This window comes from Streptomyces sp. 1-11, assembly GCF_007176755.1.
Taxonomy (GTDB): domain Bacteria; phylum Actinomycetota; class Actinomycetes; order Streptomycetales; family Streptomycetaceae; genus Streptomyces.
In genome coordinates this window covers 1-15414 of the sequence record NZ_BJTV01000004.1, presented here as the reverse complement: position 1 = coordinate 15414, position 15414 = coordinate 1, and the positions used below count along the sequence as shown (strand labels likewise).

Sequence of the window (15414 nt, the reverse complement as noted above, 5' to 3'; positions counted from 1 at the left end):
GCGAGGAGGCCGGCGCATGGACAGGTATCCGCCGATCGCGGAGCACGGAATGGTGGGTGACCTCCAGACGGCGGCCCTGGTGTCGTCCGGCGGAACCGTCGACTGGTGGTGCACCCCGCGCTTCGACTCGCCCAGCGTCTTCGCCTCACTGCTGGACAGCGAGCGCGGCGGGTACTGCCGGCTGGCGGCGGAGCATCCGGACGGCGACGGCATGTCGGTGCGCCAGCTCTACCTGTCCGACACGGCGATCCTGATCACCCGGTTCATGGGACCCGGCGGCGTCGGCGAGGTCGCCGACTTCATGGTCCCCGTCGACTCGCCGGAGCCCACCGACCGGCACCGCCTGATCAGGATCGTCCGGGTGGTGCGGGGCGCCCTGCCCTTCGCCCTCGCCTGCGGGCCGCGCTTCGACTACGGGCGCGCCCGGCACTCCCTCGAACTCGCCGACGGCCACGCGGCCGTGCTGCGCGGCCCGGGCACGGACCTGCACGTCCAGACGACTGGCGGCATCACGCTGCGGGCCGACGGCGACGACGTGTCCGCCCGATTCACCCTCTCCGCCGGGCAGGCCGCCGCCGTCGTGCTGACCACCGCGGGCGGGGGAGCCCCGGCCCCTCCGGCGCCGTCCTTGCCGGGCGTCGCCGAGGACCTGGAGCGGTGCCGCGAGTTCTGGCTTGCCTGGCTGCGGTCCTGCACCTACCGCGGCCGCTGGCAGGAAGTGGTCAACCGTTCCGCGATCACCCTCAAGATGCTCACGTACGCGCCGACGGGGGCTCCCGTCGCCGCGGCCACCATGGGGCTGCCCGAACAGGCCGGCGGCGAGCGCAACTGGGACTACCGCTACACCTGGGTCCGGGACGCCTCCCTGTCCGTGGGGACCCTGATCGAGCTCGGCTTCGTGGAGGAGGCGTACGCCTTCCGCCGCTGGCTGCGCGACCGCGTCGAGGCCGGCGCCACCACCTCGGGCGACCCGCTGCAGATCATGTACCGGGTGGACGGCGACCCCCACCTCACCGAGGAGACCCTCGACCACCTGGAGGGCTACCTGGGATCGCGGCCGGTGCGGGCGGGCAACGCTGCCGCGGACCAGCTCCAGCTCGACATCTACGGCGAGGCCTCCGACGCCTTCGTGGTCGGCCGGGACGTCGGCGCCATCCGGGGCTGGAAGGCGCTGGGCCGGGTGCTGGACTGGCTGGCCGACAACTGGGACCGGCCCGACGAGGGCATCTGGGAGACCCGCGGCGGCCGGCAGAACTTCACCTACAGCCGCCTGATGGCCTGGGTGGCGTTCGACCGGGGCATCCGCGCGGCCACCGAGTTCTCCCGCCCGGCCGACATCCCGCGCTGGACGGCCGCCCGGGACGCGGTCTTCGGGCAGATCACCGAACGCGGCTGGCACGACAAGCGCAAGGCCTTCGTGCAGCACTACGACACCGACGTGCTGGACGCCTCGCTGCTGCTGATGCCCCGGGTCGGCTTCATCTCCCCGCGCGACCCGGACTGGATCAGCACCCTCGACGCCATGGACGAGGAACTGGTCAGCGACAGCCTGGTCTACCGCTACGACCCCGCCGCCTCACCCGACGGACTGCGCGGCTCCGAGGGCACGTTCAACCTCTGCAGCTTCCTCTACGTCGAGGCGCTCGCCCGGTCCGGCCGGCTCCTGCAGGCCCGCCACGCCTTCGACAAGATGCTCACCTACGCCAACCCCGTCGGTCTCTTCGCCGAGGAGATCGGCCCCTCGGGCGAGCAACTCGGCAACTTCCCGCAGGCGTTCACCCACCTCTCGCTCGTCTCCGCCGCCATGGCGCTGGACGAGGAGCTGAGCCGGGCGAGCACGATGCCGCGCGACGGCGGCACCCGGCACCCCGGCGTCCACGGCTTCAAGGTGCCCCCCGAAGCCACGGACAAGGACACCGAGGGTGACTGACCGGGCGGCGCCGGCCAAGGCCCCGCCGGGGGAGCGGCGGGTCCTCGCCGCGCTGGCCCTGGCGCAGTTCATCTGCAGCTTCGCCGGCTCCAACATGAACGTGATGATCAACGACATCAGCAGGGACCTGGGCACCACGGTCCAGGGGGTGCAGATCTCCATCACCCTCTTCCTGCTGGTCATGGCCGCGCTGATGATCCCCGGCGGGAAACTGACCGACCGCTACGGCCGCAAGCGGTGCTTCCTCACCGGTCTCGTCGTCTACGCCGTGGGCGCACTGCTGTGCGCGGTGGCGCCGGGCCTCGGGGTGCTCATCCTCGGCAACTCGATCCTGGAGGGCGTCGGCACCGCCCTGCTGATCCCGCCGGTCTACATCCTCACCACGCTGCTGTACCCCGACGTCACCTCCCGCGCCCGCGCCTTCGGGGTGATCATGGCGCTGGGCGGCATCGGCGCGGCGGCGGGACCGCTGATCGGCGGGCTCATCACGACCGCCGTGAGCTGGCGCGCGGCCTTCGTGTTCCAGGCGCTGGTCATCGCGGTGATCGTGGGGCTGAGCCGCCGGGTCCGCGACCCCCTGCCACCGGACCCGGAGCGCCCCTTCGACACCGGCGGAGCGGTCCTGTCGGCCACCGGGCTCGTCCTGATCGTCATGGGCATCCTGGCGGCGGACAACGACCTCCGGCTGATGATCGCGCTGATCCTCCTGGGCGCCCTCGTCCTCGCCTGGTTCTTCCGCTCCACCCGCGCCAAGGAACGGGCCGGCCGTGAGCCCCTGCTCTCGCTCGCCCTCTTCCGCGACCGCACCTCCAACCTCGGGCTCATCACGCAGAACGTCCAGTGGCTGCTGCTCATGGGCACGTCCTTCACGGTGGCCGCCTACCTCCAGGTGGTCCGCGGCTACGACGCCGTCCGGACCGGAGTGATCTTCACGGCCGCCACGCTCGGACTGCTGCTGACCTCGCTGTCCGCCGAGCGGCTGGCCGAGCGGCGGTCCCAGCGGACGCTGATCATGGCCGGTTTCACGCTCTCCGTCGCGGGCGTGGCGGTGCTGGTCGCGCTGGTCGCCGCCTTCTCCACCCCCTGGGCCTTCGTGCCCGGGCTGCTGCTCATCGGGCTGGGCCTGGGCGTGATGCTGACCCCGTCCGTGAACGTCGTCCAGTCGAGCTTCCCGGAGGAGCAGCAGGGCGAGATCTCCGGCCTGTCCCGCAGCGTGTCCAACCTGGGCTCGTCCTTCGGCACCGCCATCGCCGGCACCATCCTCGTCGCCGGCCTCACCAAGGGCGCCTACGCCGCGGCGATGATCACGCTCGCCGTGATCGGGCTCGCCGGCCTCGCCGCGGCGGCCCGGCTGCCCCGCGCGCCCGGCCGCACCGCACCCGGGGGAGCGCCTTCCGGCGCGGCGCCGGGGACCGAGGCGCGACCGCCGCTCCCGGATTCCGGGCAGCCCCCCGCCCCGCGCCGCCCGCACCGCGCGTGACATCATCGGCCCCGGTCAGGACCGACGCCGAAAGCGGTGGCAGGAGCCGCACGAGGAGCACGATGAACCCCCGTCCCGCCGCCCCGCCCGCGGTGAGCGCCTCGCTGCTGGACGACTTCTCCCTGGAGATGACCGGCAAGGACGTGCCGAAGCTGCAGGAGGCGCGCCACAGCATCCCGCCGGGCACCCGGATCAACGTCACCTTCCTGGCGGGCGAGGACCTCGCCACGCGGCTGGCCGCGGCCCGCGCGGTCAAGAGCCTCGGCTTCGTCCCCGTGCCGCACATCTCCGCCCGCCGCCTGCCCTCCCGGGCCCATCTGGAGGAGTTCCTGGCCGGCCTGGCCGCGGACGGCACCGCCGAGAACGTGTTCGTGGTCGGCGGCGACCCCGCCCGCCCCGAGGGCCCGTACCCGGACGCCCTGTCCGTCATCCGCACCGGGCTGCTGCAGCGGCACGGCGTGCGCCACATCGGCATCAGCGGCTACCCGGAGGGCCACCCGGCGATCACCGAGGGCACCCTGTGGTCGGCGCTGACCGACAAGTCGGCGGTCCTCGGCGCGGAACGGCTCGCGGGCGACGTCATCACCCAGTTCGGATTCGACGTCGACCCGGTGCTCGGCTGGCTGGAGGCCGTACGCGCCCGGGGCGTCGCCCTGCCGGTGCGCATCGGCGTCCCCGGCCCCGCGGGGGTGCGCCGGCTGATGGCCTACGCCACCCGCTTCGGCGTCGCCACCAGCGCCTCCGTGGCCCGCAAGTACGGCTTCTCGCTGACCAACCTCATCGGCACGGCCGGCCCCGACCGGTTCCTGCACGCCCTCGCCCGGCACCACGACCCCGCCCGGCACGGCCGGGTGAAGGTGCACTTCTACACCTTCGGCGGACTGCGGGCCACCTCCGAGTGGATAGCCCGTTTCCGGCACGGGGAACGGGCCGACCGGCGCCCCTGACCGACGGGGGCGATACGGCGACGCCCTGGCGAGCGCCACGTACATGTCGGTTTCCCGCCAGCGAGCGGCCCCCGCGGTGCCCGATCCTTGAGACATGCAGACAGGGATGCACCTCGACCGGGAACGCTGCGTGGGCGCCGTACGGTCCAAGGACGCGCGGTTCGACGGATGGTTCTTCACGGCCGTCCTGACCACCCGCATCTACTGCCGGCCGAGCTGTCCGGTGGTCCCGCCCAAGGCGGAGAACATGACCTTCCTGCCGAGCGCGGCGGCCTGCCAGCAGGCCGGGTTCCGGGCCTGCAAGCGCTGCCGTCCCGACACCAGCCCCGGCTCCCCGGAATGGAACCGGCGCGCCGACCTGGTGGCCCGGGCGATGCGGCTGATCGCCGACGGGGTCGTGGACCGCGAGGGCGTGCCCGGGCTGGCCGCCCGGCTCGGCTACAGCGCCCGGCAGGTGGAGCGCCAGCTCCTCGCCGAGCTGGGCGCCGGCCCCCTCGCGCTGGCCCGCGCCCAGCGGGCGCAGACCGCGCGGCTGCTGATCGAGACGACTCCGCTGCCCATGGCGGAGATCGCCTTCGCGGCCGGCTTCTCCTCCATCCGCACCTTCAACGACACCGTCCGCGAGGTGTTCGCCCTCTCCCCGAGCGAGCTGCGCGCCCGGGTGCCGGGCAACGCGGCGGCGGGCGCCCCCGGCACCCTGGCGCTGCGGCTGCCGTTCCGCGCCCCGCTCAACCCGGACAACCTCTTCGGCCACCTGGCCGCCACCGCCGTACCGGGCGTGGAGGAGTGGCGGGACGGCGCCTACCGGCGCACGCTGCGGCTGCCGTACGGACACGGCATCGTGGCCCTCGCGCCGCACCCCGACCACATCGCCTGCCGCCTGACCCTCAGCGACCCGCGCGACCTGACCGTGGCCATCAGCCGCTGCCGGCGCATGCTCGACCTGGACGCCGACCCGGTCGCCGTGGACGAGCGGCTGCGCGCCGACCCGCTGCTCGCGCCGCTGGTGGACCGGGCGCCCGGCCGCCGCGTGCCGCGCACCGTCGACGAGGCCGAGTTCGCCGTCCGCGCCGTGCTCGGGCAGCAGGTCTCCACGGCCGCCGCCCGCACCCACGCGGCCCGCCTGGTCACCGCGCACGGCAAGCCCCTCGAGGACCCCGAGGGCGGCCTCACCCACCTCTTCCCGTCCCCCGAAGCGCTGGCCGCCGTGGACCCCGAGACCCTCGCCATGCCCCGCACCCGCCGCGCCACCCTCACCACCCTGGTGCGCCAACTGGCCGACGGCGCCCTCCGCCTCGGCGTCGAGTCCGACTGGGCCGAAACCCGGGCGCGCCTGCTCGCCCTGCCCGGCTTCGGCCCGTGGACGGCCGACGTCATCGCCATGCGGGCCCTCGGCGACCCCGACGCCTTCCTCCCCACCGACCTCGGGATCCGGCGCGCCGCCCGGGAGCTGGGCCTGCCCGACACCCCGGCCGCGCTCACCGCCCGCGCCGAGTCCTGGCGCCCCTGGCGGGCCTACGCGGTCCAGTACCTGTGGGCCACGGACGGCCACCCCATCAACTTCCTTCCCGTCTGAGGACGTCCACCATGAAGAAGCACACCGTCGTCGACAGCCCCTACGGCCCGCTCACCCTCGTCGCCGAGGACGGCGTCCTGTGCGGCCTCTACATGGCCGGCCAGCGGCACCGCCCGCCGCAGGAGGCCTTCGGCGAACCCGACGAGACCCCCTTCGCCGAGGCCGCGGAACAGCTCTCCGCCTACTTCGCGGGCGAGTTGCGGGAGTTCACCCTCGAACTCCGCCTGTCCGGGACGCCGTTCCAGCGTGGCGTCTGGGCCGAGCTGACCCGCATCCCGTACGGCGAGACCCGCTCCTACGGCGAACTCGCCACCGTGCTGGGCAATCCCAAGGCGTCCCGCGCGGTCGGCCTCGCCAACGGCCGGAACCCCGTCGGCATCATCGTCCCCTGCCACCGCGTCATCGGCGCCGCCGGCGGCCTCACCGGCTACGGCGGCGGCCTCGACCGCAAGCGCCGCCTGCTCGACTTCGAACGGGGGACGGCCCTGTTTTAGGAGCCGTGGTCACACGCCCTGTTCCGACGTCGCGGCCAGTCGGTCCAGCAGTGCGGGCAGCGCCGTGCCGATCGGCTCGCGGACGATCTCGTCGGCGATCTCGTCGTAGGGCGTCGACTCGGCGTTGACGATGATCAGGCGGGCCCCGTGGTCGGCGGCGACGTCCGCGAGGCCGGCGGCGGGCTGGACCTGGAGGCTGGTGCCGACGGCGATGAAGACCTGGCAGGCCTTGGTGACGGCGACCGCCTCGCCGAGCACCATCGGGTCGAGCCGTTCGCCGAACATCACGGTCGCCGACTTGAGGATGCCGCCGCACTCCAGGCACGGCGGGTCGTCCTCACAGACCACGCTGCGGGCGGTGCCGTGCAGCTCCAGCACCTTGCGGGCGGGCAGCCCGGCGAGCTGGTGCAGCCCGTCCACGTTCTGCGTGATCACCCTGACCGGCACCCCGGAGCGCTCCAGCTCGGCGACGGCCCGGTGCGCGGCGTTCGGCTCGGCGTCGCGCGCCCCGTTCTCGCACCGCATCCGCCACGACCGCCGCCGGATCCCCGGATCACTCATGTAGTACTCGTACGTCACGAGCTTCTCGGCCTCCGGGTCCCGGCGCCACAGGCCGTTCGGGCCGCGATAGTCGGGGATGCCGGAGTCGCAAGGCATTGGCAGACGTAACACGTCGTCGTTCCGGCAGCGGAGCGTTCGTAGGAGGCGATGGCGATTACGTGACGCGCTGAATGGGGCGGTAGTGGTCCCTAGCCACCCAAGCTCCATCGCACGCCCGCCACAACCCCGAGCATCACGGCAGGAACCACCCACCCCCACCCCATGACCCGTCGCACCGACGGCAGCAGCCACAAACCCGTCGCCGCACCGGCAGTCCCGATGGTTAGGACGCAGGACAGGACGATGCCGGCGTATGCGTCGTCGTCCCAAGGGCCTGACGGGCGGATGGTCAGGGCGGTCCAGCAGAAGTACGCGGCGATGAGGGTGAGCAGGGTCAGTGGTACGGCGAGGACCAGGCGCAGGCCGCCGCGGTCGTTGTCCGGGTGGGAAGGGCGGGTCATCAGCGCAGCGCGTTCCTTGCCTCGTCCAGGTTGTTTGTGAAGCCACGCCCGTAGGCCTGAGCGTCATCGGTCTGCCAGTACGGGCCACCGTTGTAGCGCGCGGCGAGCTCCTGGTACTGGGCCGCTGTCATCTCCTCCGGCGGTACATCGGCGAACTCGCTCTCCGCCTTGAGCTGGGCCAGGTACTCCGAGGCGATGAAGATGTTCTGCCCGGGGTCTTGGAGGGCCTCCTCCACCATGCCGCGCTGTTGGTCGGTGAGGTTGTCGGGGTCGTAGCCGAGGACCTCGGCACCGCGTCGCACTTGGATGGCTATGGGCCCCATGGATGTGTTGTCGGGGTCGCCGCCGAGACGCCAAGGCAAGCTCTCGGGGGCGATCGGGCTCAACGGGGAGTCCGCCTGTTCGCGGATGGTGTCGGTGATGTCGTCGAGGATGCCAGGCTGCCCACCGATCTCCTGCCAGGCGATGCCGGCGACCATGTCCGGCGGCAGCCCCGAGTTCCGTGCCGCCGCCTTGATGATCTCTTTGTTCGCGGCGATCCACTCAGCGTGCTCCTCGGCGTTGGAGGGCGGGCTCCAGTAACTGTCCTTCGCTCCGGGGAGGCTGGCGACCTGGAGGCGGATGTCGCGCAGTGTCGGAGAGACGATTTCGTTCCCGGCGATGGGGTAGTAGTCCTGCTTGGGGCCGCTGCCGGGCAACCGCGTCAACGGGTTCGTGCTCGCCTCGGCCGCTTCCCGCCGCAGCTCCGAGATCGCAGAGACGATGTCGACGCGTTGGATGAAACCCATGCGAAAGTCCGGCAGCAGGTCGTAGGCCTGCTTGAGTTCGTGGACGCAGATCTCCCGCGCCTCGTGCTCAGTGGTCTTCGCCAAGTGGAAGTCTCCGCCGGCGGCGTCGTGCAACCGGTTCGCATCGTCGCGGATGTCGTCGACGTCCATGGTGAGTTCAGCGAAGAAGTCCATGACACCGGTGGTGGCCCGCATGTCCTCCCACTGGCGCATCGGCTCCGCTTCCTGGGCTTCGCGGGTGACCGCCGTGCCCTTGGTGTGGATCAGTGTCGCGAGCGCCTGCTCGTTCGCCTTGCCGTTGGAGTAGTGGGCCTTGGCGACCTCCAGCGCGAATGCGTAGCTGCGCAGGGCGCTGGCGGCCTTGTCGTAGCCCTCGGCCAGTTGCGCGATGAGCTTGCGCCCTTCGGCGAGTCTGGCCTCGTAGTGCTGACTGCCCTCACTTTTCCACTGCGTGTGCTTCTCGGCGCGCTCGGCGGAGGGGTCGACCGCCACGAGCATGTCGTGCAGGCGCTTGAACTCGTCCGCGTTCCGTTCGACGAGGGGTGGGTTGCAGCTTTCCAGGAACTCGACGTCCTTGCGGTGGCTGATGCCGCTGCTCATCGTGCCTCCGGGGCGACGTACTGGCCGTAGCGAAGGACGTCGTCGAGGAAGCGCTGAGCTGTGTCGTCGTCGATCTTCACGAAGTCGCTGCCGGTCGTCCTCAGGCGGGTGGATAGCGCCGCGAACAGAGCGACTGCGTCCAGGTACTGGTCATCGGCGAATCCAGCGAACCGTGCCACCTGTTTGGCCACGTCCTCAGGCGTCCGGGGTGCACGGGCCATGCTGGTCAGTTCGGCGTCAGGCCGCCCCTCGTGAAGGAAGCCCGCGATTTCGATCAGCAGATTCGCGTTGCCATTGATCGACTCGGCCTTGGCCATCAGAGACCCGGAGGCTGGGGCGCCTGACCCCGCGCCTCCGTCTGCCGGCAGCTGGTCGATCTGCATGCCGGCCTGCCGACGCGCCAAAGCGTCGGCCTTCAATTGGGCCCACTCCTCCTCGAATGACAACCTGTTCCCCCTCCAGCTCGATGCCTCGAACAGTCAATCGATCATGCCACTGGGGAGGGGCGTACCGAAATCTCGCCACTCCGGTTGCGGACCGGTGTGACAGACCGCTCAACTCAGGCGGGTGTAACGGGGGAGAGACGTGTGGCGGCGCAGGCAGCGCGTACGGGCCGCCGCACAGTGCGTCCCGGTTCGTCAGTTGTGATGTGGCCACCGGCACCTATGCGCGCTGAAGGCTCTTCCAAGACTTGGAGCCGCCCACGACCCCCAGGCACGTACATCGGCTCCAGCCGCCCCGTAGTTCCTGGTGCTCGTGCAAGGCGCAGGATGCTTGGACGAAATCCCCATGTCGGTGGAGATGCCGGCCCCGCTCAGCAGGGCGACGAGGGGCTTGGTCATGACCCCGAGGGTAGGGCGGGGCCCGCGGGCACGGCGAACGGATATCGCGGGGAAGTGTGTCGCCGTGTCGCCGGGAACGGATGTCGCCGGGAACGCTGCTCGCGGCGGGCGCCGGCTGTTAGCGTCCCGGCATGGCCAAGGTCACTGTCTCGCTCGACGCCCAGCTCGTCGTCGAGGTCATGGTGCTCGCGGGAGTCGGCAGCCCGCAGGACGCCGTGGAACTCGTCGTCCGCGACTACATCGAGCGCGGGCACCGCACCGAGGCGCGCGTCGCCGAGCGCGAGGAGACACTGCGCGACGTGGACGCCAGGCCCCCCGACCCCGAGGGCTGAGACCTCAGGCGACCCGGTGGCCGTTCTCCAGCTCCGCCGTGCCCGCGTTCTCGGCCAGCACGTCCAGCGCGGCCAGCACCCGGCGTCCCAGGGCGCCGGGCAGGTGGGCGGCCAGATCCTCACGGGGCACCAGGCGCCAGGACAGCAGCTCCTCCTCCTGCAGCCGGATGGCGTCGAACTCGGCCCCCGTGAGCACCCCGCCGTCGTACAGGTACGCCACCAGCGGCGGCCGTCCGGTGCCGACCACCCAGTCCACCGCCAGCAGCCGGCCGAGGTCCCGGTCCAGTCCGATCTCCTCCAGGGTCTCGCGGCGGGCGCCCTGGCGCGGGCTCTCCCCGTCGTCGGACTCGACGGTCCCGCCCGGCAGCGCCCACCCCTCGCGGTAGTTGGGCTCGACGAGCAGCACCCGCCCCTCGGCGTCCCGGAACAGCGCGGCGGCGGCGGCGAGGACACGGGGCAGGCTCGCGATGTACGCGGCGAAGGTGTCTGTGGTGGTCATCCAGGAAGAGTAACCAGGTGCGGGACCCCTAAAGGCCGGCCCTCGCCAGACGCACGGTGCGTTCGGCCAGCGCACTGATCCGCACCCCGTCGAAGCCGAACACCGCGCTGCGCACCGTGTCCCGCAGCGGCTCGGTCCACCGGGCCGGGATCGCGGCGGCGCCGGTCATCACCCCGGCCACCGACCCGGCCGTCGCGCCGTTGGAGTCGGTGTCCAGGCCGCCGCGGACGGTGAGGGCGACGGTCCGGGTGAAGTCGCCGCCGCCGTACAGCAGTCCGGCGGTCAGGACGGCCGCGTTGGGGACGGTGTGGATCCAGCCGAGCCCGGCGGTCTCCCCGGACACCGTGTCCAGGGTCTCCTCCCAGGACAGGCGGGCCTCGTGCAGGGACATCACCCGGCGCACGGTCCGGGCCAGCCTGCTGCTCGCCGGGATCACGGCCAGCGCGCTCTGAAGCGCCTCGCGCACGTCCCGCGCCGTGAACGCGGAGGCGATCAGCGCGGCCGCCCACATGGCCCCGTAGACCCCGTTGCCGGTGTGCGAGAGCACCGCGTCCCGGCGGGCCAGCGAGGCCGCGCGGCGCGGGTCGCCCGGGCAGGTCCAGCCGTGCACGTCGGCCCGGATCAGCGCGCCGATCCACTCCTGGTACGGGTTGTCGTACGTCGCCGTCAGCGGCGGCTTGAGACCGTTCGCGAGGTTGCGGTACGCGGCCCGTTCCGCGGTGAAGGTCTGCAGGTACGGCAGCCTGAGCAGCCACAGGTCGCCGACCTGCTCGGTGCTGAAGCCGAAGCCGTGCGTCTCCAGCAGGTGCAGGCCGAGGACGGCGTAGTCGACGTCGTCGTCCCGGCAGCTGCCCCGGACGCGGCCGCGCACGCACTGGCGCCACTCCGGGCGCAGCGCGGCGGCGTCGGCGGGGTCGGCGGGCTCGGGCAGGTAGTCGGTGAGCGGCAGCGCGTCCGCCTCGCGCAGATAGCGGTCGATGCGCTCGCGCGTCCACACCTCGCCCTGCTCGACCGGCTTGCCGAGCATGTTGCCCGCGATCCGGCCGAGCCAGCCGCCGTGGACGCGGTCGGCGAGGTCCGGCCCGGTGTCGAGATCGCTCATGGCTGGTGCCTACCCGCTTTCCCCGGCCGCCTCCCAGCCGTTTCCCAGGGTTCGGGCAGGGCATGGCGGCACGGCCGTCCTGCGGTTAAGGTCGCAGCGGCGCGACTGGCCCCGACGTGCGCGGGGCCCGGAGAGCAAGGGGAATGCAAGGTGGCGGACGCTGCAGGCAACGGGACCCGTCGGGTGCTCATCGCCGCGGACAAGTTCAAGGGCTCGCTGACGGCCGTGCGGGTCGCCGAGCGGGTCACGGCCGGGCTGCGCCGGATCGTGCCCGGTCTCGAGGTGGAGGCGCTGCCGGTCGCCGACGGCGGCGACGGCACCGTGGACGCGGCCGTCGCGGCCGGTTTCGAGCGCCGGGAGGTCCGGGTGGCCGGGCCGCTCGGGCAGGAGGTGACGGCCGCGTACGCGCTGCGCGGCGGCACCGCGGTCGTGGAGATGGCGGAGGCGAGCGGGCTGCAGCGGCTGCCGGCCGGCGTCTTCGCGCCGCTGACCGCCTCCACGTACGGCTCCGGGGAGCTGCTGCGCGCCGCGCTGGACGAGGGCGCGCGGACGATCGTGTTCGGCGTCGGCGGCAGCGCCACGACGGACGGCGGCGCCGGGATGCTCTCGGCGCTGGGCGCGCGGTTCCTGGACGCGGACGGGGAGCCGGTGCCGCCGGGGGGCGGCGGTCTCGCCGCGCTGGCCCGGGCCGACCTGTCCGGCCTCGACCCGCGCCTGGACTCGGTGGAGCTGGTCCTCGCCAGCGACGTCGACAACCCGCTCACCGGCCCGAAGGGCGCGCCCGCGGTGTACGGACCGCAGAAGGGCGCCTCGCCGGACGACGTGGCGGCCCTGGACGCCGCGCTCGTGCGCCTCGCCGAGGTGCTGGAGGCGGCCGTGGGCCCGCGTGCCGCCGACTTCGCCGCGGCGCCCGGCGCCGGGGCCGCCGGCGGCATCGGCTACGGCGCCCTCCTGCTGGGCGCCCGGTTCCGCCCCGGCATCGAGGTGATGCTGGACGTCCTGGGCTTCGCCCCGGCGCTGGAGCGCGCCTCGCTGGTGATCACCGGGGAGGGTTCGCTGGACGAGCAGACCCTGCACGGCAAGGCCCCCGCGGGGGTCGCCGCCGCGGCCCGGGCGGCGGGCAAGGAGGTCGTCGCGGTGTGCGGGCGGCTCGCCCTGTCCGAGGAGGCGCTGCGGCGGGCCGGGATCGGCCGGGCGTACCCGCTGACGTCCGTCGAGCCGGACGTCGACAAGTGCATCGCGGACGCGGGGCCGATCCTGGAGCGGGTCGCGGAGCGGATCGCCGTGGACCACCTTCGCGGCACGGCGTAGGCCCGGCGGGAATCGTCGGACAGGACCTAGGGCAGCGGGGTCAGCTCGCCGTTGGCGTCCCGGTAATAGCTGCCGCTGGTGAGACCCCACACCTTGTACTTGTTCTGCAGCCAGTGCTGCGAGATCTCGTGCACGACCTGGGCGGGCCGCTCCCAGACCACGGAGTGTCCCGCGCCCTCGAGCTGGAACATCAGCTTGTGCGGTCCCTGGACCGCCTTGTAGAGGGCCGGCACCGAGAAGCGCTGGACGTCGGGCACGGGGGAGGAGTCGGGGGTGTTGACGGTTTTGTCCAGCGCGCCGTGGACGAGCAGCAGGGGCACCCGGTCACCGAGCACGGGGGTGCCCGGCGGGTTCTCGAACTTCGCGGTCTCGTTGTTCCAGCCCCACCAGTAGGAGTTGCGGTACCGGTGGATGCCCTCGGGCCTGCCCGAGGGGAGTATCTGCCCCCAGGCGCCGCCGACCGGGTCGTTCTCCATCATGGCGGCCCACACCCGGTCGACCATGCCGGGCTCCCGCTGGTACACGCTGCCCTGCTCGGCGTCCCACGCGTTCGTGAAGCCCGTCCTGCTGCTCACGTGCATGGGGAAGCCGAAGACGGCGGGGGGCACGGACACGGGCAGCGTGGCCGCCTCCTGCGGGCGCCCGAACGGATTCGAGGCGTCGTCCGACCACCGGCCCTTCGGCGGGAAGATCGGGGCGAGCAGGAACAGGCTCTTGACGTCCTCGGGGTGCTGCAGCGTGTAGGGCCCCATCACCGGACCCGCGGCGGACCAGCCGATGAAGTCGATCGGCGTGGTCATCCGGGGCAGCGACTTGACGAAGGCGATCACGGTCGCCAGCTCCGCCCACTCGCTGTCGGAGTTGCCGAGCTGGTGCGGGTACAGGGGTGCCCCGGTGTACGGGGCCGGCAGGGGGTTGGGGGTGAGCACGCCCCGCTGGGCGGGGTTGGCGTTGCGCGGTTCGTCCATCTTCGGGCGCGGGGACCGTCCGTTGCCCTGCAGGTCCATCATGAACACGTCGTAATGGTGCGAGGCGAGCTGCTGCGCCCAGCTGTACGCGATGTCGGAACCGGGGCCGATCAGGTCGTACCCGGCGACCACCGGCACGCTTCTGCCGTGCAGCATCAGGATCGGTGTGCGGGGCTGGTTGCCCTGGGTGCCGTCGTACTCGCGGACGTAGAGCCGTACGGCGTCGCCCTCGTTGGCCGGGATCGTGGAGATGTGCGGGACCTGGTGCTCGTGGAGCGTGGGTGCGGGCATGGCCGCCTCCCGGTGAGAATCTGGTGAGTTGTGGGTAAGTGCCCCTTTTAAACGCTCCTCCGCCCCGAAGTCTCCTGCAACTCGGCGTGTTCCAGGAGTACTTGATCGGTCAACGGGGAAAGCCGGCAGCCCTTGAACGCGAAACGGGTGTGGCCCGGGTCCCAAGGACCCGGGCCACACCCGTCGGCGTCGGCGAGGGGGCTACGGCTGGGCCGCCCGCGCCTCGCGGCGGTTGTCCCGGAAGTTGTTCACCCGGCGGGCCGTGGCGAACAGCGGGATGACCGCGCCCATGACGAGCTGCAGCGCGCAGCCGGTCTGCAGGAGCAGCTGGCCGCTCGGGGCGTCGAAGGCCCAGGCGGCCAGGAGGCCCATCGACAGGACGATCCAGGACAGCATCGCGCCGGCGAGCCGGCCGCGCGGCTTCGGGTACTCGACGCGGCTCACCATCAGCCACGCGGTGCCCAGGATCGCCAGCAGGGTGGCCACGAAGGGCAGCTCCAGCAGGACGATCGAGACGACCGTGAGCGCGCCGAACGGCGAGGGCATGCCCTGGAAGGTGCCGTCCTTCACCGTCACGCAGCTGAACCGCGCGAGCCTGAGCACCACGGCCAGGAGCACCACGATCGCCCCCAGTGCCGCCACCCGCTGGTGCGCGTCGTCCGCGACCATGCCGTAGACGAGCACGAAGTACGCGGGCGCCAGGCCGAAGCTGATCAGGTCCGAGAGGTTGTCCAGCTCCGCGCCCATCGGGGAGGAGCGCAGCTTCCTCGCGACCAGGCCGTCGAACAGGTCGAAGACCGCCGCGCAGAGCATCAGGATCACCGCCGTGGCCGCGCTGTGGCGGGCCATGCCGGACTCCTGGCTGCCGGTGAGGTGCGGGATCAGGATGCCGGTGGTGGTGAAGTACACCGCCATGAACCCGCACGTGGCGTTGCCCAGCGTGAGGGTGTCCGCTATCGACAGGCGGAGAGAAAGAGGCATCTCCTCGTCGTCGTCCACCTCGTCGGCCTCGGGCACCCAGCCCGCCTGGGTCTCCGGATCAATCACGGTCAATGCGAGTCACCCCAGCCACGGTCTTCTGTCCGACCTCGACCGCGACCTCCACGCCCTCGGGCAGGTAGAGGTCGACACGCGAGCCGAAGCGGATCAGACCGATGCGGTCGCCCTGCTCGACCTTCGTGCCCTCGGGGATG

At 72.3% G+C, this 15414-nt stretch carries 16 protein-coding genes; 7 read left to right on the top strand and 9 right to left on the bottom strand.

Going from position 1 to position 15414, the window contains the following annotated elements:
- The first annotated feature begins 16 nt into the window (after window positions 1–16).
- The 5 genes from TNCT1_RS09765 (at window position 17) to TNCT1_RS09745 (ending at window position 6427) form a co-directional block, all read left to right on the top strand.
- Window positions 17–1930 (top strand): glycoside hydrolase family 15 protein, encoded by a 1914-nt coding sequence (locus TNCT1_RS09765; protein WP_143630476.1) that lies wholly within the window; start codon window positions 17–19, stop codon window positions 1928–1930.
- A complete protein-coding gene (locus tag TNCT1_RS09760; protein ID WP_216856606.1) occupies window positions 1923–3410 on the top strand; it encodes an MFS transporter in 1488 nt (495 codons plus the stop codon). Before TNCT1_RS09765 ends, TNCT1_RS09760 begins: the two co-directional genes overlap by 8 nt.
- Window positions 3411–3472: 62 nt before the next feature.
- The gene (locus TNCT1_RS09755; protein ID WP_174266219.1) at window positions 3473–4357 is read left to right on the top strand and encodes a methylenetetrahydrofolate reductase; all 885 of its coding nucleotides are present in this window, start codon (window positions 3473–3475) and stop codon (window positions 4355–4357) included.
- A gap of 106 nt (window positions 4358–4463) precedes the next feature.
- The gene (locus TNCT1_RS09750; RefSeq protein WP_143630827.1) at window positions 4464–5933 is read left to right on the top strand and encodes an AlkA N-terminal domain-containing protein; all 1470 of its coding nucleotides are present in this window, start codon (window positions 4464–4466) and stop codon (window positions 5931–5933) included.
- 11 nt (window positions 5934–5944) lie between these two features.
- Window positions 5945–6427: a methylated-DNA--[protein]-cysteine S-methyltransferase gene (locus TNCT1_RS09745; RefSeq protein WP_143630475.1), complete on the top strand. Its 483-nt coding sequence runs from the start codon at window positions 5945–5947 to the stop codon at window positions 6425–6427.
- A 9-nt stretch (window positions 6428–6436) separates the two neighbouring features.
- Here TNCT1_RS09745 and TNCT1_RS09740 read toward each other — a convergent pair whose 3' ends face one another.
- From TNCT1_RS09740 to TNCT1_RS09725, 4 genes are all read right to left on the bottom strand, one after another.
- A complete protein-coding gene (locus TNCT1_RS09740) occupies window positions 6437–7084 on the bottom strand; it encodes a Sir2 family NAD-dependent protein deacetylase (protein ID WP_143630474.1) in 648 nt (215 codons plus the stop codon).
- A gap of 92 nt (window positions 7085–7176) precedes the next feature.
- The gene (locus TNCT1_RS09735; RefSeq protein WP_143630473.1) at window positions 7177–7488 is read right to left on the bottom strand and encodes a hypothetical protein; all 312 of its coding nucleotides are present in this window, start codon (window positions 7486–7488) and stop codon (window positions 7177–7179) included.
- The gene (locus TNCT1_RS09730) at window positions 7488–8876 is read right to left on the bottom strand and encodes a hypothetical protein (protein ID WP_143630472.1); all 1389 of its coding nucleotides are present in this window, start codon (window positions 8874–8876) and stop codon (window positions 7488–7490) included. Before TNCT1_RS09730 ends, TNCT1_RS09735 begins: the two co-directional genes overlap by 1 nt.
- Complete coding sequence (locus TNCT1_RS09725; RefSeq protein ID WP_235902482.1) at window positions 8873–9322, bottom strand: hypothetical protein; 450 nt, start codon at window positions 9320–9322, stop codon at window positions 8873–8875. The genes TNCT1_RS09730 and TNCT1_RS09725 overlap by 4 nt, the downstream gene beginning before the upstream one ends.
- A gap of 527 nt (window positions 9323–9849) precedes the next feature.
- Between TNCT1_RS09725 and TNCT1_RS09720 the strand changes: the two genes are divergently transcribed.
- On the top strand, window positions 9850–10050 hold the full coding sequence (locus tag TNCT1_RS09720; protein ID WP_143630471.1) for a type II toxin-antitoxin system VapB family antitoxin: 201 nt from the start codon (window positions 9850–9852) through the stop codon (window positions 10048–10050).
- A gap of 4 nt (window positions 10051–10054) precedes the next feature.
- On the opposite strand, the gene TNCT1_RS09715 is transcribed toward TNCT1_RS09720, so the two are convergent.
- Together TNCT1_RS09715 and TNCT1_RS09710 are read right to left on the bottom strand one after the other, a co-directional pair.
- The gene (locus tag TNCT1_RS09715) at window positions 10055–10549 is read right to left on the bottom strand and encodes an NUDIX hydrolase (protein WP_143630470.1); all 495 of its coding nucleotides are present in this window, start codon (window positions 10547–10549) and stop codon (window positions 10055–10057) included.
- A 28-nt stretch (window positions 10550–10577) separates the two neighbouring features.
- A complete protein-coding gene (locus TNCT1_RS09710; protein ID WP_143630469.1) occupies window positions 10578–11651 on the bottom strand; it encodes an ADP-ribosylglycohydrolase family protein in 1074 nt (357 codons plus the stop codon).
- A gap of 150 nt (window positions 11652–11801) precedes the next feature.
- Here TNCT1_RS09710 and TNCT1_RS09705 point away from each other — a divergent pair, with 150 nt between their 5' ends.
- A complete protein-coding gene (locus TNCT1_RS09705; protein ID WP_143630468.1) occupies window positions 11802–12962 on the top strand; it encodes a glycerate kinase in 1161 nt (386 codons plus the stop codon).
- A 26-nt stretch (window positions 12963–12988) separates the two neighbouring features.
- Here TNCT1_RS09705 and TNCT1_RS09700 read toward each other — a convergent pair whose 3' ends face one another.
- The 3 genes from TNCT1_RS09700 to TNCT1_RS09690 all read right to left on the bottom strand — a co-directional run.
- Complete coding sequence (locus TNCT1_RS09700) at window positions 12989–14221, bottom strand: alpha/beta fold hydrolase (protein WP_143630467.1); 1233 nt, start codon at window positions 14219–14221, stop codon at window positions 12989–12991.
- A 201-nt stretch (window positions 14222–14422) separates the two neighbouring features.
- Complete coding sequence (pssA, locus tag TNCT1_RS09695) at window positions 14423–15238, bottom strand: CDP-diacylglycerol--serine O-phosphatidyltransferase (protein WP_143630825.1); 816 nt, start codon at window positions 15236–15238, stop codon at window positions 14423–14425.
- Between the two features lie 22 nt (window positions 15239–15260).
- A partial coding sequence (locus TNCT1_RS09690) for a phosphatidylserine decarboxylase (protein ID WP_174266218.1) occupies window positions 15261–15414 on the bottom strand: 154 nt, incomplete at its 5' end.

Bases quoted from the DNA above. Each gene is read 5' to 3' on its own strand.
- TNCT1_RS09765 (WP_143630476.1), top strand. From the start codon at position 17: ATGGACAGGTATCCGCCGATCGCGGAGCACGGAATGGTGGGTGACCTC.
- TNCT1_RS09755 (WP_174266219.1), top strand. From the start codon at position 3,473: ATGAACCCCCGTCCCGCCGCCCCGCCCGCGGTGAGCGCCTCGCTGCTG.
- TNCT1_RS09750 (WP_143630827.1), top strand. From the start codon at position 4,464: ATGCACCTCGACCGGGAACGCTGCGTGGGCGCCGTACGGTCCAAGGAC.
- TNCT1_RS09745 (WP_143630475.1), top strand. From the start codon at position 5,945: ATGAAGAAGCACACCGTCGTCGACAGCCCCTACGGCCCGCTCACCCTC.
- TNCT1_RS09740 (WP_143630474.1), bottom strand. From the start codon at position 7,084: ATGCCTTGCGACTCCGGCATCCCCGACTATCGCGGCCCGAACGGCCTG.
- TNCT1_RS09735 (WP_143630473.1), bottom strand. From the start codon at position 7,488: ATGACCCGCCCTTCCCACCCGGACAACGACCGCGGCGGCCTGCGCCTG.
- TNCT1_RS09730 (WP_143630472.1), bottom strand. From the start codon at position 8,876: ATGAGCAGCGGCATCAGCCACCGCAAGGACGTCGAGTTCCTGGAAAGC.
- TNCT1_RS09720 (WP_143630471.1), top strand. From the start codon at position 9,850: ATGGCCAAGGTCACTGTCTCGCTCGACGCCCAGCTCGTCGTCGAGGTC.
- TNCT1_RS09715 (WP_143630470.1), bottom strand. From the start codon at position 10,549: ATGACCACCACAGACACCTTCGCCGCGTACATCGCGAGCCTGCCCCGT.
- TNCT1_RS09710 (WP_143630469.1), bottom strand. From the start codon at position 11,651: ATGAGCGATCTCGACACCGGGCCGGACCTCGCCGACCGCGTCCACGGC.
- TNCT1_RS09700 (WP_143630467.1), bottom strand. From the start codon at position 14,221: ATGCCCGCACCCACGCTCCACGAGCACCAGGTCCCGCACATCTCCACG.